The sequence below is a fragment of the Pseudomonas sp. EL_65y_Pfl2_R95 genome (genome assembly GCF_963971045.1).
Lineage (GTDB): Bacteria > Pseudomonadota > Gammaproteobacteria > Pseudomonadales > Pseudomonadaceae > Aquipseudomonas.
This window is the reverse complement of sequence record NZ_CAXAOV010000005.1, coordinates 326,671-346,463: the sequence shown is the minus strand read 5'-3', so window position 1 is coordinate 346,463 and position 19,793 is coordinate 326,671. Positions and strand designations below refer to the sequence as shown.

Genomic DNA, 19,793 nt, shown 5'->3' with positions numbered 1-19,793 from the left:
TTTCTGAGTAACTCAAAGATGCGTTCTTTGTTTTCGATTAAACGTGTGTTGCTGGCCTTCATAGTGCTGCTGGTGATAGTGCTGGCGGTCGCCGCTCAGCAATTTCGCTTGTTTGAACGGGTTTGGTTTAACGCAACATCGGCGAGCAGCACCGACATGGAAGCGGTCTGGCTGCCAGATTACCGCGTTAGTCTTGAGGCCAAAGAAATCGAGGGTCTCAAGGAGGATATCTCCGCCCTGACGTTCGATCCTGATAGGCGCACGCTGTTTACAGTCACCAACCAGAACCCCCAGTTAATCGAGCTATCACTCGACGGACGGGTACTGCGCAGCATCGCTCTAAAGGGATTTGGTGATGCCGAGGCGGTTGAGTACATCAGCCCAAATGTCTTTGTGATCACCGATGAACGCCGTCAGTTGCTGCTGAAAGTCAAAATTGATGACAGCACCAAGCGGCTAAATGCGGATCAAGCCGAGCAGCTTTCGTTAAATGTTGGGGCTGGCGGTAATAAAGGCTTTGAAGGCTTGGCCTACGACTCGGTTGGCAAGCGTTTATATGTAGCCAAAGAGCGTGATCCGGTGCGGATTCTTGAAATAACCGGTTTTGCTGAGAACAATGCCAAGCAAACCTATTCGGTGCATGTGCTGGATAACGCCAAGCGCGATAAAGGATTGTTTGTTCGCGACCTGTCCAGTTTGCAATTTGATGAGCGCACCGGGCATTTGCTGGCGCTGTCTGACGAATCGCGTTTGGTGCTTGAGCTGGATGTCGATGGTAAGCCGATCAGTACATTGTCGTTGTTGCGCGGCCAGAATGGCTTGAAAAAATCAGTTCCACAGGCCGAAGGCATCGCCATGGACGATAATGGTGTGCTGTATTTGATCAGCGAGCCGAACCTCTTCTATGTGTTCGAGAAAGAACCCTAGGGCCAACGATGCTATTCTCGTCCACACATTGGGCGACCCGGTATCTTGGTCGCACGCGGAGCATCGGTGACATGCTTCGCCTGATCACGCCTTACAGATATAAAAATGCCCGGGACAGCAGAGCTGCACCGGGCATTTTGTTTGGCGAGCGTTTAGCTTTCGTCGTTTAGTACCGCTGTAGGTGCATTTTTCTGCACCGACTCCATACCCGCCTTGCAGCTCGCCGTGCTGGCATACATTTGACTCTGGCCGACGACTTGGCCATTGGTCGACTTGAGCACGAAGTAATGCTTGTCGTTGTTCGAGGCTTTAACCTCGAAAGCACCCTCGCGCGCCGAGTTCTTTTTGACTGACTCAATGCCGTTTAGCGCCGAATCCTTGGCTTTATACATCTCACTGGTGAGGATGATCTCACCGTTACCTGCAAGCAGATTGAAGTGAAATTGCCCGTCTTTAGCTTTTTTCAGATGAAATTTGCTGGCCATTGCGACCTCCTAGGTCGTGATAGGGACAAACCAAGCCTAGCTTGTCTTCGCCATCCGGCCAGCTTTGCTCGCCTATCGAGTCAGGCGCTTAACGCCTTCGCTCGTCCCCAGCAGTAGCAAGTCCGCGCCACGCGCTGCGAACAGGCCGTTGGTGACGACGCCGACGATGGCGTTGATCTGAGTTTCGAGTTCGCTTGGGTTAACGATCTGCATATTGAATACATCAAGAATCACGTTGCCGTTATCAGTCACCACGCCTTCGCGATAGACCGGATCACCACCGAGCTTGACCAGCTCACGGGCCACATGGCTGCGCGCCATCGGAATCACTTCCACCGGAAGTGGGAATGCGCCGAGTACTGGCACTAGCTTGCTGCCATCGGCAATGCAGATAAAGGTTTTGGCCACCGCCGCAACGATTTTTTCGCGAGTCAGAGCCGCGCCGCCGCCTTTGATCAAGTTCAAACGCTCGTCGCTTTCATCAGCGCCGTCGATGTAAAACTCAAGATCGCTAACAGTATTCAGTTCGTAAACCGGAATTCCATGGCCTTTAAGCCGCGCGGCGGTGGCTTCGGAGCTGGCGACGGCGCCGTCGAATTCCATTTTGTGCTTGGCCAGCGCATCAATAAAGCAGTTGGCCGTGGAGCCCGTGCCCACGCCCACAACGCTTTTTGCGTCGAGCTTGGGAAGGATGTAGTCGACAGCTGCCTGCGCCACAGCTTGCTTGAGTTGGTCCTGAGTCATCACGGTTTGAGCCTGAATTGAAGATTGGGTGGACGCTGATTATAGCGGCATGTTCAACAAAACCCTGTTTTTAACGCCGCATTGTCGAGTGCAGTAGCGTTCACGCAGGCTGCAAGGCCTCCGATTCCGTGTGGTCTCGCACGGCCGGCGTGGGGTAGACTCGGGAGCTCCATTGAAAACCGCCTGCGATAGAGATCATGCTCGAACATTACGTTAAGAAAATCCTCACCTCGCGCGTCTATGACGTAGCGGTGGAAACGCCGTTGCAAGTTGCTCCTCAACTTTCAGAGCGCCTGGGCAACAAGATTTTGCTTAAGCGTGAAGACCTGCAGCCGGTGTACTCGTTCAAGATTCGCGGCGCCTACAACAAGCTGGTGCAGCTTAGTGACATTGAGCGTGAGCGTGGTGTGGTTACCGCATCGGCGGGCAATCACGCTCAAGGTTTAGCCATGGCCGCCAAGCACCTTGGGGTCAAGGCCACCATCGTGATGCCCAAGACCACGCCAGAGATTAAAGTGCATGGCGTGCGCTCGCGGGGCGGGATTGTGGTGCTGCACGGCGATAGCTTCCCTGAAGCCTTGGCGCATTCGTTAAAACTGGTTGAAGAGCAAGGTTTCACTTACGTTCATCCCTATGACGACCCAGACACCATTGCCGGACAAGGCACCGTGGCGATGGAAATTTTGCGGCAGCATCAAGGCAAGATCGACGCCGTGTTCGTGCCCGTGGGCGGTGGCGGTTTAATTGCCGGCATCGCTGCCTATGTTAAATACCTGTGCCCGGAAACCAAGGTCATCGGCGTCGAACCTGATGACTCAAACTGCCTGCAAGCGGCCATGGCGGCGGGTGAGCGTGTGGTGTTGAGCCAGGTCGGGCTGTTTGCCGATGGTGTTGCGGTGGCCCAGATCGGCCAGCACACCTTTGATATCTGCAAAGACTATGTTGATGAAGTGGTCACGGTCAGTACCGATGAAATCTGTGCGGCAATTAAAGATATCTACGATGACACCCGCTCCATCACCGAGCCTGCAGGCGCGCTGAGCGTTGCCGGGATCAAGAAGTACGTCGAGCGTGAAGGCAGTCGCGGCCAAGTGCTGGTGGGTATCGACTCGGGTGCTAACGTCAACTTCGACCGCTTGCGCCATGTTGCTGAGCGTTCTGAGCTGGGTGAGAAGCGCGAAGCAATCATTGCCGTAACCATTCCGGAGCAGCCGGGCAGTTTCAAGGCGTTCTGTGAGGCTTTGGGTAAGCGTCAGATCACCGAGTTCAACTACCGTTACCATGCTGCCAAAGAGGCGCATATCTTCGTCGGTGTGCAAACGCATCCCGAAACTGACCCGCGCAAGGCTTTGGTCGAAGGCTTGCAGAGTAAAGGCTTCCCGGTTATTGATTTAACCGAAAACGAACTGGCTAAACTGCATATAAGGCATATGGTCGGCGGCCGGGCGGAGCAGGTCAGTGACGAAATCGTCCTGCGCTTCGAATTTCCCGAGCGCCCAGGTGCGCTGTTTAACTTCTTGAACAAGCTAGGCGGGCGCTGGAACATCTCGATGTTCCATTACCGTAACCACGGCGCGGCGGATGGTCGGGTGGTCGCGGGTTTGCAAGTGCCTCAACACGAGCGCCATCTGGTCCCGGCAGCACTTGATGCTATCGGTTATCCCTACTGGGATGAAAGCGAGAATCCGGCGTACAGACTTTTTCTTGGATAGGCCGTAAAACATTATGGAACATTATCAGCTTATAAAAATTGTCCACAGCGCAGTGGGCGTGCTTCTGCTACTCGGCCTGCTGGCGCATGTGTTTATGCTCTGGAAGGCCCAGCGCAGTGGCGATGCAGCGGTACTGCAGCGCAAGCTCAAGCGCACCCGCTTTATCAGCATGCCGGTGTTGGGCCTGCTGGCACTGACATTGCCATTCAGTGGTTACTGGATGGTCGACATGACCGGGCTGCCACTGAGCCAGATGTGGCTGTTGGCAAGCAGCGTGCTGTTCGCGGTGCTGGTGATTTTAGGTTTGTTGCTCTCGGGGCGCCTGCGGGTCTGGTTGGACCTGGGTGAGGCCCCGGCATCTGCAGGCTTGAAGCGTTTCTGCCTGGCCTACGCCGTGCTGATCATCATCCTGCTGATCGCGATCATGGGCTTGATGGGCGCCAAACCGGTTTAAGCGCATCGTCCCAAAGAAATGGGTTACTGGTGAATGCCATAACCCATTTTTTTTGTCCGCAGATTACTGGCCGGTCCGATTTAACGCAGCGAAATCACCGGCCAGCCGCGCTTTTCAGCCTCGGCTTGCAGGTTGGGATCAGGGTCGACGGCGAAGGCGTGGGTGACCTGTTCGAGCAGCGGCAGATCATTCATCGAGTCGCTGTAGAAGTAGCTGTCATTTAGGTTGTATCCGGTTTCTTCAAGCCAGCGGTTCAGTCGGGTGACCTTGCCTTCCTTGAAGCACGGTACATCGGTGGTGCGCCCGGTGTAGCGGCCATCTGCCATTTCACATTCGGTTGCCAGCAGGGTGTCCACGCCAAGGCGCGTGGCAATCGGCCCGGTAACGAAGCGGTTGGTCGCGGTGATGATGACCAACTTGTCGCCCGCCTTGCGGTGTTTCTCGAGCAGGGCTTCGGCTTTGGCCAGAATAATCGGCTCTACACAATCACGCATAAAGTCTTGATGCCATTGCTGCAACTGGCTCATTTCAGTGCGACCGAGAATCTCCAGGCTGAAATTCAGGTAGTCGGTGATGTTCAGGTTGCCGGCTAGATAGTCCTCATAGAACTCGTCATTGCGGTTCTTATAGGCCACGCCATCAAGGATGCCGCGCTCACACAAATAGTCGCCCCATGCATGGTCGCTGTCGCCGCCAAGCAGGGTATTGTCGAGATCAAATAAAGCCAAGCGCACACATCACCTTCATAGGTTTTGCCTAAGGGACCAGCACAATAGCTGCTTTTGTGAGGTATTCCTATTCCACTATCTAGTGCGTTGCCGCTGTCACAGCCTTTGTGGAACAATGCCGATTCATGCGTTTACGAGGTTGTGCGCCGTGATTGACTCCGATGGGTTTCGCCCGAATGTCGGCATCATTTTGACCAATGATGCCGGGCAGGTGCTATGGGCGCGCCGGATTAACCAGGACGCTTGGCAATTCCCACAAGGTGGGATCAACGATAATGAGTCGCCAGAAGACGCGCTTTATCGTGAGTTGAATGAAGAAGTCGGGCTTGAACAGCGCGATGTTAAAATTCTCGCCTGTACGCGGGGCTGGTTAAGGTATCGTTTGCCTCAGCGGTTGGTGCGCACGCACAGTCAGCCGTTGTGTATTGGTCAGAAACAGAAGTGGTTTTTGTTGCGCCTAACCTCAGATGAGCAGCGCGTACGCATGGACCTCACGAATAAACCTGAGTTTGATGGCTGGAAGTGGGTCAGTTATTGGTATCCTCTCGGTCAGGTCGTTACATTTAAGCGCGAAGTGTACCGTCGCGCCCTGAAAGAACTCGCACCGCGTTTGTTGACGCGGGACTGACATAGACTAGAGTCGAGCCATGCTCAATACGCTGCGCAAGATCGTCCAGGAAGTTAATGCCGCCAAGGATCTCAAGGCGGCGTTGGGCATTATTGTGCAGCGGGTAAAAGAAGCCATGGGCAGCCAGGTCTGCTCGGTTTACCTGCTCGACTCTGAAACCAATCGCTTCGTATTGATGGCTACCGACGGACTGCTCAAGCGTTCGATTGGCAAGGTCAGCATGGCGCCGAATGAAGGTCTAGTCGGCCTGGTCGGTACCCGAGAAGAGCCGCTCAACCTTGAAAACGCCGCCGCGCACCCGCGCTACCGTTATTTTGCTGAAACGGGCGAAGAACGCTACGCCTCATTCCTGGGTTCACCGATCATTCACCACCGCCGGGTGATGGGTGTGCTGGTCATCCAGCAAAAAGAACGTCGCCAGTTCGATGAAGGCGAAGAAGCCTTTCTCGTTACCATGAGTGCCCAGCTCGCTGGCGTTATTGCGCACGCTGAGGCGACTGGTTCGATTCGCGGCTTGGGTAAGCAAGGCAAAGGTATTCAGGAGGCCAAGTTTATCGGCGTGCCCGGTTCACCGGGTGCGGCGGTTGGTACGGCCCTTGTGGTGCTACCTCCGGCTGACCTTGAAGTCGTACCCGATAAAGCCATTGAAAATATCGACGCGGAGCTCGAACTGTTCAGCTCTGCCCTCGAAAGCGTGCGTGCCGACATGCGTGCGCTTTCGGCGAAGATGGCCACCCAATTACGTCCAGAAGAGTGCGCGCTGTTTGATGTTTACCTGATGATGCTGGAAGACGCTTCACTGGGTAATGAGGTGGTGAGTGTTATTAAAACGGGTCAGTGGGCGCAGGGTGCCTTGCGTCAGGTGGTGACTGATCACGTAAACCGTTTTGAGTTGATGGACGACGCCTACCTGCGTGAGCGCGCGTCGGACATCAAGGATCTCGGTCGACGTTTGTTGGCGTACTTGCAGAAAGCCCGCCAACAAAACCTGACCTATCCCGATAACACCATTCTGGTCAGTGAAGAACTGTCGCCGTCGATGCTTGGCGAAGTGCCGGAAGGTAAGTTGGTGGGTTTGGTTTCGGTACTGGGCTCCGGCAACTCGCATGTGGCGATTTTTGCCCGTGCCATGGGTATCCCGACCGTCATGGGTGCGGTGGATCTACCTTATTCTAAGATCGACGGCATTCAGTTAATCGTCGATGGCTACCATGGCGAGGTGTTCACCAACCCCAGCGAAATGTTGCGCAAGCAATACGCGGATGTGGTTGAAGAAGAACGCCAGCTCAGCCAGGGCCTTGATGCCTTACGCGCGTTGCCCTGCGAAACCCTGGATGGCCATCGCATGCCGCTGTGGGTTAACACAGGCTTGCTGGCCGATGTAACCCGCGCCCAAGAGCGCGGTGCAGAAGGCGTGGGCCTGTATCGCACCGAAGTGCCCTTTATGATGAAAGAGCGCTTCCCCAGCGAGAAAGAACAGCTGGCGATATACCGTGAGCAGCTTGAAGCGTTCCATCCGCTGCCGGTAACCATGCGCAGTCTGGATATCGGCGGTGACAAGTGCCTGTCGTATTTCCCGATCAAAGAAGACAACCCATTTCTTGGCTGGCGTGGCATTCGTGTCACCCTCGATCACCCGGAAATCTTCCTGGTACAAACCCGGGCGATGCTCAAGGCCAGTGAAGGACTGAACAACCTACGGATTCTGTTGCCGATGATTTCTGGCATTCAGGAGCTCGAAGAGGCCTTGCATTTGATCCACCGGGCTTGGGGCGAGGTGCGCGATGAGGGTACCGATGTGCCCTTGCCACCCATCGGCATGATGATTGAGATTCCAGCAGCGGTGTACCAAACCCGTGAGTTGGCCAGGCAGGTGGATTTCCTTTCGGTCGGCTCTAACGACCTGACTCAATACCTGCTGGCGGTGGACCGTAACAACCCGCGGGTTGCCGATTTGTATGACTTCCTTCACCCCGCCGTGTTGCAGGCGCTGCGCAAGGTGGTGGATGACTCCCATGCCGAAGGCAAGCCGGTGAGCATCTGCGGCGAGATGGCGGGTGATCCCGCTGCGGCAGTGCTGTTGATGGCGATGGGGTTTGATAGCCTGTCAATGAATGCCACCAACTTACCCAAGGTTAAGTGGTTGCTGCGCCAGATCACCATGACCAAGGCTCGTGAGTTGCTGGCTCAAGTGATGACCATCGACAACCCGCAAGTTATCGACAGCACCCTGCGCTTGGCCCTGCGTAACCTTGGCCTGGGCCGCATGATTAACCCTGCGTCGGATATTCAAGCCTAACCAGCGCTCATGCCTCAAGCGAGCGCTGAGACGCTGCGGCTGGTTTATCGGCCCTTAGCCTTGCAGACTTACATCCCCCATAACGGCCCCGTTCGGGCCAAAACTGCGCTCGAGCAATTGCCAATGGCCGTCTGCTTCGAAGATCAAGGCCGTGCTGGCACGGGTGCCATAGGTTTGGCTTGCAATAAACGCGCTACCCAGCAGGCGCTCTGCAGCAATGCCGACGCCTGTTTCAGGCAGGGCACTGTCAAGGGGTACTTGGCTATCGCTAAGTAACTCAAGCAATGCTCGGGTTTGTGGCGATTCTAAGCACTGAGCCAGGGCCTGCTTGGCATATTCCACCTTGGGCCAAGGGGTGTCGAGACCGGCATTGGACAGGCCGTAAACCCCGGCGCTTAATATTTCAGACGCGCCGCTTTGCGAGTCGAAATAGCACAGTTGCTGACCATCACAGACCAGCAAGTTAAACCTGGAATAGTCCTGAGCATTGGCTTTCAGCCCTTGCACATAGTCGTGCGCGCTTGATTGTCCGCGCAGGAAGTTGACGGGCAGTACGCCTCGTGAGCGCAGGCCCGTAGCGGCGCGCGGATCGCGAATGTTGGTTAACGCCGCAAAGCGGCCGCTACGAGTAATGCCCAGCCAAGTGCCGCCCGCTTCGAGGTCGCGTCCGGCAATTAAACCGGGTGCATCTTGCCACTCGGCCAGCGCGGCACTGGGGCGTGCGTAGAATTCATCGCGATTGGCTGCAACTACCAGTGGTTGAGCGTGGCCCGGGCGCCAAGCAAGGGTTATCAAACACATAATTGCTTCCTAGTTCGATGGTCGTGCCACTTTACGCAATGCGGGGCGTGGCATCCATCGCTCTAAAGTGGAGGCAATCTGCTGCATCCGTTACCATGCGCCATTGTTTTAGGGGGTAGCGATGGAGCTTCTGCTGTATCTGATGCTTGGTGCTGCCGCGGGAGTAATGGCCGGCCTGTTCGGCGTCGGTGGCGGTTTGATTATCGTGCCGGTATTGGTCGCCAGCTTTGCGGCCCATGGTTTTGCCCCTGAAGTACTGACTCATCTGGCGGTAGGCACCTCGCTGGCAACCATTATTTTCACCTCGATCAACTCAGTACGTGAGCACCATCTCAAGGGTGCGGTACTTTGGCAGGTGTTCAGTTGGATGGCTGTGGGTATATTGCTGGGCGCAGCGCTTGGCGCGCTGACGGCGAGTAAGATCCAGGGCCCGCTGTTGCAGAAAATTATTGGGGTGTTTGCGATTAGCGTTGCTCTGCAGATGACCTTGGGATTGAAACCCCAAGCCAGTCGTGCGGTCCCAGGCAAGCCCGGTTTGACGGTTGCTGGTGTGGTGATAGGTTGGGCATCAGCGATTTTTGGCATCGGCGGTGGTTCGCTCAGCGTGCCGTTTTTGATGTGGCGCAGTGTGCCGATGCAACAAGCGGTTGCCACGTCATCGGCGTGCGGCATGCCGATTGCGTTGGCCGGTGCCGTCAGCTTTATGTGGGTCGGCTGGAATGATCCACAGTTGCCGCAATGGAGTGCAGGTTTTGTTTACCTGCCAGCGGTGGCTGGAATTGCGGTTAGCAGTATGTTTTTTGCACGAATCGGGGCGCGCTTGGCGCATCGTTTATCGCCCCTTGTACTCAAGCGTTTATTTGCCCTGCTGCTATTTTGTGTGGGCTTGAATTTTCTGATTTAACGCATTGTTAGGAGTTTTTTGATGCTGGCTTACCCCCAGATCGACCCGGTTGCGATTGCCCTGGGCCCGCTGCAAATCCATTGGTATGGCCTGATGTATCTGGTCGGGATCGGCGGTGCATGGCTGCTCGCCTCGCGCCGTTTGCCTGCGTTCGCGCCGACTTGGACCAAAGAGAAGCTTTCGGATCTGGTGTTCTGGTGCGCCATGGGCGTGATACTCGGTGGCCGCCTGGGCTATGTGCTGTTCTATGACCTGCCAGCCTATATTGCTAACCCATTGTTGATCCTGGAAGTCTGGAAGGGCGGCATGTCTTTCCACGGCGGCTTTATTGGGGTGATGTTGGCTTCGTGGTGGTTTGGCAAGCGCAACGACAAGAGCTTCTTTGAACTGATGGACTTTATTGCGCCACTGGTGCCGATTGGCTTGGGCGCAGGTCGCATCGGTAATTTCATCAATGCCGAGCTCTGGGGTAAGGCCACCGACCTGCCTTGGGCCATGGTCTTCCCGACGGACCCACAGCAACTTGCGCGGCACCCGTCGCAGCTGTATCAGTTCGCGCTTGAGGGCGTGGCACTGTTCACCATATTGTGGATCTATTCGCGCAAGCCACGGCCAACCATGGCGGTGTCTGGGATGTTTGCCATGTGTTACGGCATCTTCCGCTTCGTGGTTGAGTTCGTTCGAGTGCCGGATGCGCAACTGGGCTATATCGCCTGGGGTTGGCTGACCATGGGTCAGATTCTGTCGCTGCCGATGATTCTTGGCGGCTTGGCGCTGATCGCATACGCCTATCGTCGGCAAGCTGTCCAGGGAGCCGTGCAATGAAACAGTATTTGGACATGATGCGTCTGGTCCGTGAAACCGGAACCTTCAAGAGTGACCGCACGGGCACTGGCACCTACAGCCTCTTTGCTCATCAGATGCGCTTTGATCTGGCACAAGGTTTCCCCTTGGTGACCACCAAGAAATGCCATTTGAAGTCGATCATCCACGAGCTGTTATGGTTTTTGCAGGGCGATACCAATATCCGTTACCTCAAGGAAAACGGTGTGCGTATCTGGGACGAGTGGGCCGATGAAAATGGCGATCTCGGCCCGGTTTATGGTTATCAATGGCGCAATTGGCCAGCGCCTAACGGTGAATCGGTTGACCAGATCAGCAAGCTGATCGAGATGATCAAAACCAATCCAGATTCGCGCCGCTTGATCGTATCGGCCTGGAACCCGGCATTGGTTGAGCAAATGGCCTTGCCGCCCTGTCATGCGCTGTTTCAGTTCTATGTCGCCGACGGCAAACTCAGCTGCCAGCTGTATCAGCGCTCGGCCGATATCTTCCTCGGTGTGCCATTCAATATCGCCAGCTATGCGCTGTTGACCTTGATGGTCGCCCAGGTTTGCGGCTTGCAACCCGGCGACTTCATCTGGACCGGCGGCGACTGCCACCTGTACGCCAACCATATCGAGCAAGCTGATTTGCAGCTGACGCGCGAGCCGCTACCGCTGCCCCAGATGAAGCTTAATCCAGCGGTGACTGACCTGTTCGCCTTCAAGTTCGAAGACTTTGAACTGGTGGGTTACGAGGCGCATCCCCATATCAAAGCGCCGGTTGCGGTCTAACCGCTGATGCAGAATGCCGAATTAAAGGCCTTCTATATGGTCGCCCGCCTGGGCAGCATCACCCAGGCGGCGAAAAAACTCGGCCTTAGCCAACCCACCGTCACCACTCAAGTACGCAATCTTGAGAGCCACTACAATGTTGAGCTGTTTTATCGCGGTGGGCGCCGTTTGACCCTGACGGACGCCGGTATAGAGCTGCTGCCGATGGTCAAGAAGCTGATGCAGGAAGAGGCTGACATCGAGTTCTTTCTGCGTAACTGCGGGCAGGCTCAGGGCACCTTGCGTATTGCCGCCACCGCGCCATATTACATGCTTGATCTGATCAAGCGCTTCAATCAGCAGTATCCCGCGATCCAAGTCAGCATGGAAATTGGTAACTCGCAGCAGGTCATTGAGGCGCTGGAAGATTATCGGGTCGATTTAGCTGCCTCGTCACACCTTAATCCGGATGCACGCCTTATCCATCTGACCCTGGGTCAAGATCCTTTAGTGCTGGCAGTACACCGTGAGCATCCGTTGGCGGCTCAGCAAAAAGTCAGTGTTGCAGCGCTGGCCGGACATTGCTTGCTGATGCGTGAGCAGGGTTCGACTACCCGGGTATTGACCGAAAGAATGCTCAAGGACCAAGGGGTCAATGTGGTCAAGCGCCTTGAGATTGGTAGTCGTGAGTCGATTCGTGAGGCGGTGGTGCGCAACATTGGTATCAGTGTGATTGCGCGACAGGAGGTGCCTGACCATCCAGACTTGCGCGTGGTCGAACTTGAGCAGGCACCGTTGATCAGCGAATACCTGTATTGCCTCAAAGAGCGCCGTCAGGCGCGACTGCCAGCAGCCTTTCTTGCGTTGGCCCGAAGCCCGGGCCAGAGCTGATCACACTCAAATCGGTTGCGATTTCACTACAAAATATACTGATGCCACTATCGGTTGCTTTTGCCTAACTGCCATCAAGCCTTAGCACAGGCTGTTTAGCATCAACCTCATTCGAGCAATTTGCTCAGTGAGGTGGCCCATGACTCAACACAATATGCAGGTTCGCGGTATCCACAAAGGCTTCGGGGCCTTTCAGGCGCTCGATGGCGTGTCTCTGGATGTCGAGGCGGGTGAGCTAGTGTGTTTGCTCGGGCCATCGGGCTGCGGCAAAACCACATTGCTGCGCTGCATCGCCGGCCTGGAGCAGCAGGATCGCGGCAGCATCATGATTGGTTCGCGGGATGTTTCCAACTTGCCGCCCCAAGCCCGTGATTACGGCATCCTGTTTCAGTCTTACGCACTATTTCCCAACCTGAGCGTGGCGCAAAACATTGCCTATGGCCTCAGCGGCGATAGCCGTGAAGTTGTGCGGGCACGGGTTAACGAAATGCTTGAGCTGGTTGGCCTGCTCGGTAGCGAGAAAAAGTACCCAGGCCAGCTTTCCGGTGGTCAGCAGCAGCGGGTTGCCTTGGCGCGCGCGCTGGCGCCTGCACCTTCGTTGTTGCTGCTTGATGAACCCATGTCGGCACTGGATGCGCGTGTGCGTGAGCATCTGTGTGGTGAGTTGCGTCAGCTACAGAAGAACCTGGGTGTCACCACCTTGATGGTTACCCACAATCAGGATGAAGCCATGTTAATGGCTGACCGGATTGCGGTCATGAATCAAGGCCATGTCGAGCAATACGCCACCCCACAAGAAATTTATAACCAACCGGCAACCCCTTTTGTGGCTGAGTTTGTGGGTCAGGGTAATTGGTTGCCATTTGCCTGTGGCCAGGATGGCAGTGCTCGGGTCGGCAGTCTACAGGTGCGCTTGCCGCAGGTTCAGGCATTGCAGCAAGGGCGGCTGTTCTGCCGGCCGGAAGCGGTAGTGATCAACCCGCAGGATGCTATCGATAATACGTTTCGGGCACAAATGCGCGATGTCACCTTTCTTGGCAACCGCTGCAGGATGAATTTCGAGCTAACCGAACTGCCGGGCTTGACCCTGCAGGCTGAGCTATCTCCGGACGCTATGCCGCGCTTGTCGAGCTCAGATATATGGGTCGGGTTGCCGTCTGGCAGTTTACAGGTGTTTGCCTGATATGACTGCGCAACAGCAGATCAAGCTGCAGATGCCTGCACAGAGCAACCAGGTGGCCAGCAAAAGTCATACCGGTTGGGCTGACCGACTATTTGTCGAGGGTGGGAAAGGCTTGTTGCTAGCGCTGCTGATAGTCGCCGTATTGCTGCCGTTGCTGGCTATCTTTTGGCGCGGCTTCAGCGGGGAAGGCGGTGGCCTCAGTGCGGCGCGCGAGCTGTTTGCTAGTGACAACTTTCGCTGGTTAGTGAGCAATAGCCTAAAGGTGTCGACCACCGCCGCGCTGATTGTGGTGCCGCTGGCCTATCTATTCGCCTATGCGCTGCAGCGCACGCTGATTGCGGGCAAGGGCCTTTGGCGGGCTATTTCATTGTTACCGCTGATGGCGCCGTCGATGCTGCCGGGCATTGCGTTGATCTACCTGTTCGGCAACCAGGGCATTTTGCGTGGCCTGTTCGCCGACAACATTTACGGCTTCTGGGGCATTGTACTTGGCGAGGTGATTTACACCTTTCCCCATGCCTTGATGATTCTGATCTCTGCGCTGTCTCTGGCGGATGCCCGTCTGTTTGATGCGGCATCAAGCATGGGTGCCTCACCTTGGCGCGCGTTTCGTAGCATCACCTGGCCGGGTAGCCGTCAGGGTGTATTTGCCGCGTTTTGCCTGGTGTTCACCCTGACGATCACCGATTTTGGTGTGCCGGTCGTGGTGGGTGGCGATTATCAGGTGTTGGCGCTGGAGGCCTACAAAGCGGTGGTGGGTCAGCAGCAGTTCGGCCGAGGCGCATTGATTGGTATGGTTCTGCTGATTCCGGCGCTGCTGAGCTTTGGCGTCGACATGTGGCTACGCCGCCGTTCGCGAGATGCCATGAGCGGTCGTGCCCAAGTCTACCACCCACATTCGTCACCCCTGCGTGACAGGGTGTTCCTCGGCATCGTGTTACTGGTCTGCGCCGCACTGCTGTTGGTATTCGGCATGGCTGTGTTCTCGTCATTGGTCAAGTTCTGGCCGTATAACCTGTCGCTGGTGCTGGATCACTACAGCTTCTCCGAGCTGCCGGGTGGCTGGTCGGCGTACAGCAACAGTTTGATCCTCGCCACCTGCAGTGCGGTGTTTGGCAGCCTGCTGATCTTCACCGGTGCCTACCTGATGGAGAAAACACGGCAGAACGCCCTGACCCAAATCCTGCGCATGCTCAGTTTTGTTCCGATGGCGGTACCGGGGCTGGTGCTGGGCTTGGGTTATGTATTTTTCTTTAACTTGCCGAGTAACCCTCTGAGTGGTTTGTACGGCACTTTGACCTTGCTGGTGGTCTGCACCATTGCCCATTTCCTGACCACTGCGCAGATGACTGCAAGCACCGCATTACGCCAGCTTGATGGTGAATTCGAAGCGGCGGCGCTGTCATTGAAAATGCCCCTGGCGCGCCACTATGTGCGGGTGACATTGCCCATTTGCCTGCCCGCCTTGCTCGACATTATCCGCTACATGTTCGTCTCGGCGATGACCACAGTGTCAGCGGCGATCTTTCTCTATAGCCCCGACAGCATGCTGGCCGCCGTCGCCGTGTTGAACATGGATGACGCTGGCAACGTGGGCGGTGCGGCGGCGATGTCGACCTTGATTCTGCTGACCTCGGCGGCTGTTTCGGTGCTGCTGGCTGGGGCTTCGCGCGGCCTGTTGAAACGCTCACAAGCATGGCGCCAAGCGGCTCCTAACCCTTAATTTATCTGGAGATAGATATGCAATACCACAACCCGAAACGCCTACAGGCAGCCATCCTCGATTGGGCGGGTACCGTTGTAGATTTTGGCTCCTTTGCGCCGACCAGGATATTTGTCGAAGCCTTTGCCAGTTTTGACCTGCAAATCAGCCTGGAAGAAGCGCGTGGGCCTATGGGAATGGGCAAGTGGGATCACATCCGCACCCTGTGCAATGAGCCGCAGATAGCCGAGCGCTATCAGCAGCGTTTCGGGCGTTTGCCCAGCGATGAGGATGTGACAGCAATCTACGAGCGCTTTATGCCGCTGCAAATTGCCAAAGTCGGCGAGCACTCCGCGGTCATCCCGGGTGCGCTGGAGACAATCGCCGCACTGCGGGCTCAGCAGCTGAAAATTGGCACCTGCTCGGGTTACCCCAAGCAGGTGATGAGCAAAGTCGTCGAACTGGCCGCTGCCGCGGGTTACAAGCCTGACCATGTAGTTGCTAGCGATGAAGTGCCAAAGGGCCGCCCAAGCCCAGCCCAAGCATTGGCCAACGTGATCGCGTTAGGCATTGATGATGTCGCTGCCTGCGTCAAGGTCGATGACACCGAGCCGGGCATTCTTGAAGGCCGCGCCGCTGGCATGTGGACGGTTGCGCTGCGTTTTTCTGGCAACTTTCTTGGCCTCACCTGGGATCAGTTCAACGCATTGTCCCCTGAGCAACTTGAGGCCGAACGCCTGCGTATCGACGCCTTGTTTGCCGCCAGTCGTCCACATTATTTGATCGACACCATCAGCCAATTACCCGCAGTGATCGAGCAGATCAATGCCCGTCTGGCCCTTGGCGAAACCCCGCAAGCACTGTGATACCTGATTCTGCCAACCGATAAATAACTCTCGATATTGGAGCTTCACATGTTTAAACGCACTGCTTTAGCTACCGCTTTAATTGCCGGTCTTAGTATGCATGCCAATGCGGCGACCGAGTTGACCGTTTACACCGCCCTCGAAGTGGAACAGCTCAAAGCCTATAAAGAGGCGTTCGAAAAGAAGAACCCGGATATCGAAATTAAATGGGTGCGTGACTCAACCGGCATCATCACCGCCAAGCTACTGGCAGAAAAAGCCCGGCCACAGGCTGATGCGGTATGGGGATTGGCAGCATCGAGCCTGGCCGTGCTGGATAAGCAGCAAATGCTTGAGGCCTATGCGCCAGAGCAGCTCAATAAAATCAGCGCTAACTACCGTGATGCAGCCAATCCACCCGCGTGGGTCGGCATGGATGTGTGGGCAGCAACGGTTTGCTTCAACACAGTGGAGGCAGAAAAGCAGAACCTGCCAAAGCCCGTTAGCTGGGAAGACCTGACCAAACCGATCTACAAAGACAAGATCGTAATGCCTAATCCGGCGTCATCCGGCACCGGTTATCTGGACGTCAGCTCTTGGCTACAGACGTTCGGCGAGCCACAAGGTTGGGCCTATATGGACCGCCTGCACCAAAACATTGGTCAGTACACCCATTCTGGCTCAAAGCCCTGCAAGTTAGCAGCGGCTGGCGAATTCCCAATCGGCATATCGTTTGAATACCCAGCCGTACAGTTGCAGCGCAAAGGCGCACCGCTGGACATCATCCTGCCGAAAGAAGGCCTGGGCTGGGATATCGAAGCGACGGGCATTATCAAAGGGACTGCCCATCTTGAAGCGGCTAAGAAATTAGCGGACTTTTCGGCCAGCACCGATGCCATGCAGTTGTACAAAGCCAACTTCGCGGTCTTGGCCCAGCCTGGGATTGCCGAGCGCTTTCAGGAATTACCGGCCGACTACGAGCAGCGCCTGATTAAGAACGACTTTGCCTGGGCTGCCGAAAATCGCGATCAGATCCTCGCCGAGTGGCGCAAGAGGTACGACGGTAAATCTGAGCCTGTGGTTCAGTGACGCAGCCGGCAGCGACGCCCTGGCGGTGTTGCGCGGGCTTGCCGTGCTATTCGCACTGCTCTGCGCCCGCGCGCCTACCCAGAACGGCGCTGCCTGCCGCTCGATTTGTAGTGCGACTGATGGGGTCAAAAGCGATGCCTTGATAGGGGCAAAAGCGCAGCGCATAACGCTCTATCGACACGATAAAGGAACGGCGAAGTTGAGGTTTTTATGAGTCAGCAAGACGGTGACTTGCTGGTCGGCGGCGCGGGCTTGCCGTGCTATGCGCCCGCGCGCCTACCCAGAACGGCGCTGCCTGCCGCTCGATTTGCAGGGCGACTGGTTGGGTCAAAAGCGATGCCTTGATAGGGGCAAAAGCGCAGCGCATAACGCTCTATCGACACGATAATGAAACAGAGAATTCGAGGTTTTTATGAATCAGCAAGACTGTGACCTGCTGGTGGTCGGCGCGGGGATGCTGGGTTTGGCGCATGCCTATGCCGCTGCTAAACGTGGGCTTAAGGTTAAAGTGTTTGAGCGCAGTCACACGCCGCTGGGCGCTTCGGTGCGCAATTTTGGACAGGCGTTGGTCACTGGGCAGGCGCCGGGGCCGATGCTTGACCTCGCGCGTTTGAGCCGTGACTTATGGGCCGGTTTAGCCGTTGATGCAGGTCTGTCAATCAAGCAGCAAGGCTCGTTGCTGTTTGCCCGCACCGAAGCCGAGGAAGTGTTGCTTGAGGCCTTTTGTAAGGGCCGTGCCCGCGAGCACGGATACAAGGTTGATCTGCTACGCGGCGCGGCGTTGAACGATTTATATGAGGGTCGCTTTGCCCATCACCGTGCAGCCTTGCATGGCCATGATGATCAGCAGATCTATTCCCGTGAGGCCATTCCGCAACTGGTCGCCCACCTGCAACAACGCTATGCAGTGGAGTTTCACTTCTCGACGTTGGTGCAAGATATTCAGCCGGGTTGGGTTAAAACCACCACTGGAACCTATCGGAGCAACAAGGTTGTGGTGTGTTCAGGTCATGATTATCAAACCCTGCTGGCTGAGCAGATCAGCGCATTGCAGCCACAGGTGTGTGGCTTGCAAATGCTTCGTGCGCGTTTAAGCCAACCTCTGCAATTACAACACGCATTGCTGACGGGTTTGAGCTGTGTGCATTACGGCGCATTTTCAGACTTGCCGGAGGCTGCGGCCATTCGCGAGCAAATCCGTCAGCAGCAACCGGCGCTTGAGGCTAAAGGCATTCATTTGCTGATCAGCCCTACGCCTTACGGTGAACTGATAATTGGTGATTCCCATGTGTATGGCAGTGACATTGCACCCTTCAATAGCGAGGCAGTTGATCAAATAATGATCGATTTGGCGCAGCAGACCTTAGGTTCACCCATCGAGGTGGTTGAACGCTGGCAAGGTGTGTATGGCTCCCGCGGACCGGGGCCCTTTAGTGTGCTTTGCGTTGATGAAGGCGTCACGGCGGTACTGATGCACACAGGTCTTGGCATGAGTGTCGGGTTGGGTTTGGGTGAACGAACAGTGGCCGCAATGCTCGGCGAAAGCACTTGGCCGAGTGCTCAAGCTGCATAAACTCAGGCGCTCTGAAATTACTTGAACAGAGCGCTTAACGCCATTTATCACGGCACAGCGCGCGAGCGCTGTAATGCTCCTTACCCGGCCACACTGGCAAAGTTTGTTACCCTATGCCTTTGTAGACGAGCATGGAGCGTTGCAGTGCATAGGATTTTTGCGGTGTTTTTTCTGTGTCTGATCGGCTTCTCGGCCGTTGCAGATGAATCCGAAAAACCAGTTCTGCGTGTGGGACTCAGTGAGGTCCCACCCTTTGTCATTCATGAGAAAAGTGGCGATTGGCGAGGGATCAGCGTTGACCTTTGGCGAGACATTGCCAAGCAATTGGGCTATCAGTTCGAATTCGAGCCCATGCAATTTGGCGAACTGCTGCCGAGTCTTGAGGCCGGCAACCTCGATGTGGTGATTGGCGCGTTGACCATGACCGCTGAGCGCGAACGCAAGTTCGATTTTACCCATCCGTTCTATCAAACCGGTTTGGCCATTGCCGTGCCTTATGGCAGCGACAGCAGTGGCTGGGCGGCATTAAAAGGTTTGCTGTCTTGGCAGTTTGCCAGCCTGGTTATTGGTTTGGCCGGCTTGCTGTTGCTAGTCGGGGCGCTGCTCTGGGCCTTTGAGCGCCGTCGCAATAAAGATCAGTTCGGCGGCAACCCAGCACAAGGCCTGGGCAACAGCTTCTGGTGGGCGGCGGTGACCATGACCACTGTTGGTTACGGTGACAAATCACCGGTGACACTGGGCGGGCGGTTGATCGCGATTGTCTGGATGTTCAGCGCCTTGATCATGGTTTCGACCTTTACTGCCGCGGTTACCAGTGCGCTGACAGTCGGCAACTTACGCAGTGGCATTCAAGGCGCTGAAGACCTTAAACGCGCTCACGTCGCGACTATTGGCGGAACAGTCGGCGAGAAATACCTAAGCAGCCTACGCATTCGCAACACCGTTTACCCGGATGTATTGAGTGCAATGCGCTCTGTGCAAGAGGGTGAGACTGACGCGGTTGTTTATGATCTGCCCATTTTGCAGTACCGCAATGCTGAGCTGGATCACGGCGGCTTAGACATAATGCCGGGCACCTTCGACAACCAGTCCTACGCGTTTGCGGTCGCCAGCGGCAGCAAGTTGCGTGAGCCAATTAGTCAGGAAGTCCTGCGCATCACTAACAGCGATGAGTGGCCGCAACTGCAGGAACTCTACTTGGGCGACTGAGCTGTAATGCGGGCAGTCGCAGCC

Annotated in this window: 19 protein-coding genes; 15 read left to right on the top strand and 4 right to left on the bottom strand. The window is 55.9% G+C overall.

Features of this window, described 5'->3' with window-relative positions:
* Positions 1-18 precede the first annotated feature (18 nt).
* Positions 19-927: an SdiA-regulated domain-containing protein gene (locus AACY09_RS17320; RefSeq protein ID WP_339489772.1), complete on the top strand. Its 909-nt coding sequence runs from the start codon at positions 19-21 to the stop codon at positions 925-927.
* Between the two features lie 152 nt (positions 928-1,079).
* On the opposite strand, the gene AACY09_RS17315 is transcribed toward AACY09_RS17320, so the two are convergent.
* Together AACY09_RS17315 and rpiA are read right to left on the bottom strand one after the other, a co-directional pair.
* Positions 1,080-1,412: a YegP family protein gene (locus AACY09_RS17315; protein ID WP_339489771.1), complete on the bottom strand. Its 333-nt coding sequence runs from the start codon at positions 1,410-1,412 to the stop codon at positions 1,080-1,082.
* Between the two features lie 72 nt (positions 1,413-1,484).
* Entirely contained in the window at positions 1,485-2,156 is a 672-nt protein-coding gene (gene rpiA / locus AACY09_RS17310) for a ribose-5-phosphate isomerase RpiA (RefSeq protein ID WP_339489770.1), read from the bottom strand.
* Between the two features lie 197 nt (positions 2,157-2,353).
* Here rpiA and ilvA point away from each other — a divergent pair, with 197 nt between their 5' ends.
* Both ilvA and AACY09_RS17300 read left to right on the top strand, forming a co-directional pair.
* A complete protein-coding gene (gene ilvA, locus AACY09_RS17305) occupies positions 2,354-3,868 on the top strand; it encodes a threonine ammonia-lyase, biosynthetic (protein WP_339489769.1) in 1,515 nt (504 codons plus the stop codon).
* A gap of 13 nt (positions 3,869-3,881) precedes the next feature.
* Positions 3,882-4,322, top strand: a complete 441-nt coding sequence (locus AACY09_RS17300; RefSeq protein WP_339489768.1) for a DUF2269 family protein — start codon at positions 3,882-3,884, stop codon at positions 4,320-4,322.
* A gap of 80 nt (positions 4,323-4,402) precedes the next feature.
* Here the strand turns inward: AACY09_RS17300 and AACY09_RS17295 are convergent, their stop codons facing one another.
* On the bottom strand, positions 4,403-5,056 hold the full coding sequence (locus AACY09_RS17295) for a histidinol-phosphatase (protein WP_339489766.1): 654 nt from the start codon (positions 5,054-5,056) through the stop codon (positions 4,403-4,405).
* A 142-nt stretch (positions 5,057-5,198) separates the two neighbouring features.
* On the opposite strand from AACY09_RS17295, the gene AACY09_RS17290 reads away from it, so the two are divergent.
* Both AACY09_RS17290 and ptsP read left to right on the top strand, forming a co-directional pair.
* Positions 5,199-5,678, top strand: a complete 480-nt coding sequence (locus AACY09_RS17290; protein ID WP_339489764.1) for an RNA pyrophosphohydrolase — start codon at positions 5,199-5,201, stop codon at positions 5,676-5,678.
* Between the two features lie 19 nt (positions 5,679-5,697).
* Positions 5,698-7,977: a phosphoenolpyruvate--protein phosphotransferase gene (gene ptsP, locus AACY09_RS17285; protein ID WP_339489763.1), complete on the top strand. Its 2,280-nt coding sequence runs from the start codon at positions 5,698-5,700 to the stop codon at positions 7,975-7,977.
* 54 nt (positions 7,978-8,031) lie between these two features.
* On the opposite strand, the gene AACY09_RS17280 is transcribed toward ptsP, so the two are convergent.
* The gene (locus AACY09_RS17280) at positions 8,032-8,778 is read right to left on the bottom strand and encodes an NRDE family protein (protein WP_339489761.1); all 747 of its coding nucleotides are present in this window, start codon (positions 8,776-8,778) and stop codon (positions 8,032-8,034) included.
* Positions 8,779-8,899: 121 nt separating this feature from the next.
* On the opposite strand from AACY09_RS17280, the gene AACY09_RS17275 reads away from it, so the two are divergent.
* The 10 genes from AACY09_RS17275 (at position 8,900) to AACY09_RS17230 (ending at position 19,769) form a co-directional block, all read left to right on the top strand.
* Positions 8,900-9,682: a sulfite exporter TauE/SafE family protein gene (locus AACY09_RS17275; RefSeq protein ID WP_339489759.1), complete on the top strand. Its 783-nt coding sequence runs from the start codon at positions 8,900-8,902 to the stop codon at positions 9,680-9,682.
* A gap of 21 nt (positions 9,683-9,703) precedes the next feature.
* Positions 9,704-10,507, top strand: a complete 804-nt coding sequence (gene lgt / locus AACY09_RS17270; RefSeq protein WP_339489757.1) for a prolipoprotein diacylglyceryl transferase — start codon at positions 9,704-9,706, stop codon at positions 10,505-10,507.
* Complete coding sequence (locus AACY09_RS17265) at positions 10,504-11,298, top strand: thymidylate synthase (RefSeq protein WP_339489756.1); 795 nt, start codon at positions 10,504-10,506, stop codon at positions 11,296-11,298. Before lgt ends, AACY09_RS17265 begins: the two co-directional genes overlap by 4 nt.
* 6 nt (positions 11,299-11,304) lie before the next feature.
* Complete coding sequence (locus AACY09_RS17260; RefSeq protein ID WP_339489754.1) at positions 11,305-12,168, top strand: LysR family transcriptional regulator; 864 nt, start codon at positions 11,305-11,307, stop codon at positions 12,166-12,168.
* A gap of 139 nt (positions 12,169-12,307) precedes the next feature.
* Entirely contained in the window at positions 12,308-13,351 is a 1,044-nt protein-coding gene (locus AACY09_RS17255) for a putative 2-aminoethylphosphonate ABC transporter ATP-binding protein (RefSeq protein WP_339489752.1), read from the top strand.
* 31 nt (positions 13,352-13,382) lie between these two features.
* A complete protein-coding gene (locus AACY09_RS17250) occupies positions 13,383-15,074 on the top strand; it encodes a putative 2-aminoethylphosphonate ABC transporter permease subunit (protein ID WP_339489978.1) in 1,692 nt (563 codons plus the stop codon).
* A gap of 17 nt (positions 15,075-15,091) precedes the next feature.
* Positions 15,092-15,919: a phosphonoacetaldehyde hydrolase gene (gene phnX, locus AACY09_RS17245; protein ID WP_339489751.1), complete on the top strand. Its 828-nt coding sequence runs from the start codon at positions 15,092-15,094 to the stop codon at positions 15,917-15,919.
* 48 nt (positions 15,920-15,967) lie between these two features.
* Entirely contained in the window at positions 15,968-16,987 is a 1,020-nt protein-coding gene (locus AACY09_RS17240) for a putative 2-aminoethylphosphonate ABC transporter substrate-binding protein (protein WP_339489749.1), read from the top strand.
* A gap of 412 nt (positions 16,988-17,399) precedes the next feature.
* Entirely contained in the window at positions 17,400-18,560 is a 1,161-nt protein-coding gene (locus tag AACY09_RS17235) for a TIGR03364 family FAD-dependent oxidoreductase (protein WP_339489748.1), read from the top strand.
* A 144-nt stretch (positions 18,561-18,704) separates the two neighbouring features.
* On the top strand, positions 18,705-19,769 hold the full coding sequence (locus tag AACY09_RS17230; protein WP_339489746.1) for a transporter substrate-binding domain-containing protein: 1,065 nt from the start codon (positions 18,705-18,707) through the stop codon (positions 19,767-19,769).
* The last annotated feature ends 24 nt before the right edge of the window (positions 19,770-19,793 follow it).

Excerpts from the sequence above, each read along its gene's own strand:
- AACY09_RS17320 (WP_339489772.1), top strand. The coding sequence starts at position 19 with ATGCGTTCTTTGTTTTCGATTAAACGTGTGTTGCTGGCCTTCATAGTG.
- AACY09_RS17315 (WP_339489771.1), bottom strand. The coding sequence starts at position 1,412 with ATGGCCAGCAAATTTCATCTGAAAAAAGCTAAAGACGGGCAATTTCAC.
- rpiA (WP_339489770.1), bottom strand. The coding sequence starts at position 2,156 with ATGACTCAGGACCAACTCAAGCAAGCTGTGGCGCAGGCAGCTGTCGAC.
- ilvA (WP_339489769.1), top strand. The coding sequence starts at position 2,354 with ATGCTCGAACATTACGTTAAGAAAATCCTCACCTCGCGCGTCTATGAC.
- AACY09_RS17300 (WP_339489768.1), top strand. The coding sequence starts at position 3,882 with ATGGAACATTATCAGCTTATAAAAATTGTCCACAGCGCAGTGGGCGTG.
- ptsP (WP_339489763.1), top strand. The coding sequence starts at position 5,698 with ATGCTCAATACGCTGCGCAAGATCGTCCAGGAAGTTAATGCCGCCAAG.
- AACY09_RS17280 (WP_339489761.1), bottom strand. The coding sequence starts at position 8,778 with ATGTGTTTGATAACCCTTGCTTGGCGCCCGGGCCACGCTCAACCACTG.
- AACY09_RS17275 (WP_339489759.1), top strand. The coding sequence starts at position 8,900 with ATGGAGCTTCTGCTGTATCTGATGCTTGGTGCTGCCGCGGGAGTAATG.
- lgt (WP_339489757.1), top strand. The coding sequence starts at position 9,704 with ATGCTGGCTTACCCCCAGATCGACCCGGTTGCGATTGCCCTGGGCCCG.
- AACY09_RS17265 (WP_339489756.1), top strand. The coding sequence starts at position 10,504 with ATGAAACAGTATTTGGACATGATGCGTCTGGTCCGTGAAACCGGAACC.
- AACY09_RS17260 (WP_339489754.1), top strand. The coding sequence starts at position 11,305 with ATGCAGAATGCCGAATTAAAGGCCTTCTATATGGTCGCCCGCCTGGGC.
- AACY09_RS17255 (WP_339489752.1), top strand. The coding sequence starts at position 12,308 with ATGACTCAACACAATATGCAGGTTCGCGGTATCCACAAAGGCTTCGGG.
- AACY09_RS17250 (WP_339489978.1), top strand. The coding sequence starts at position 13,383 with ATGCCTGCACAGAGCAACCAGGTGGCCAGCAAAAGTCATACCGGTTGG.
- phnX (WP_339489751.1), top strand. The coding sequence starts at position 15,092 with ATGCAATACCACAACCCGAAACGCCTACAGGCAGCCATCCTCGATTGG.
- AACY09_RS17240 (WP_339489749.1), top strand. The coding sequence starts at position 15,968 with ATGTTTAAACGCACTGCTTTAGCTACCGCTTTAATTGCCGGTCTTAGT.
- AACY09_RS17235 (WP_339489748.1), top strand. The coding sequence starts at position 17,400 with ATGAATCAGCAAGACTGTGACCTGCTGGTGGTCGGCGCGGGGATGCTG.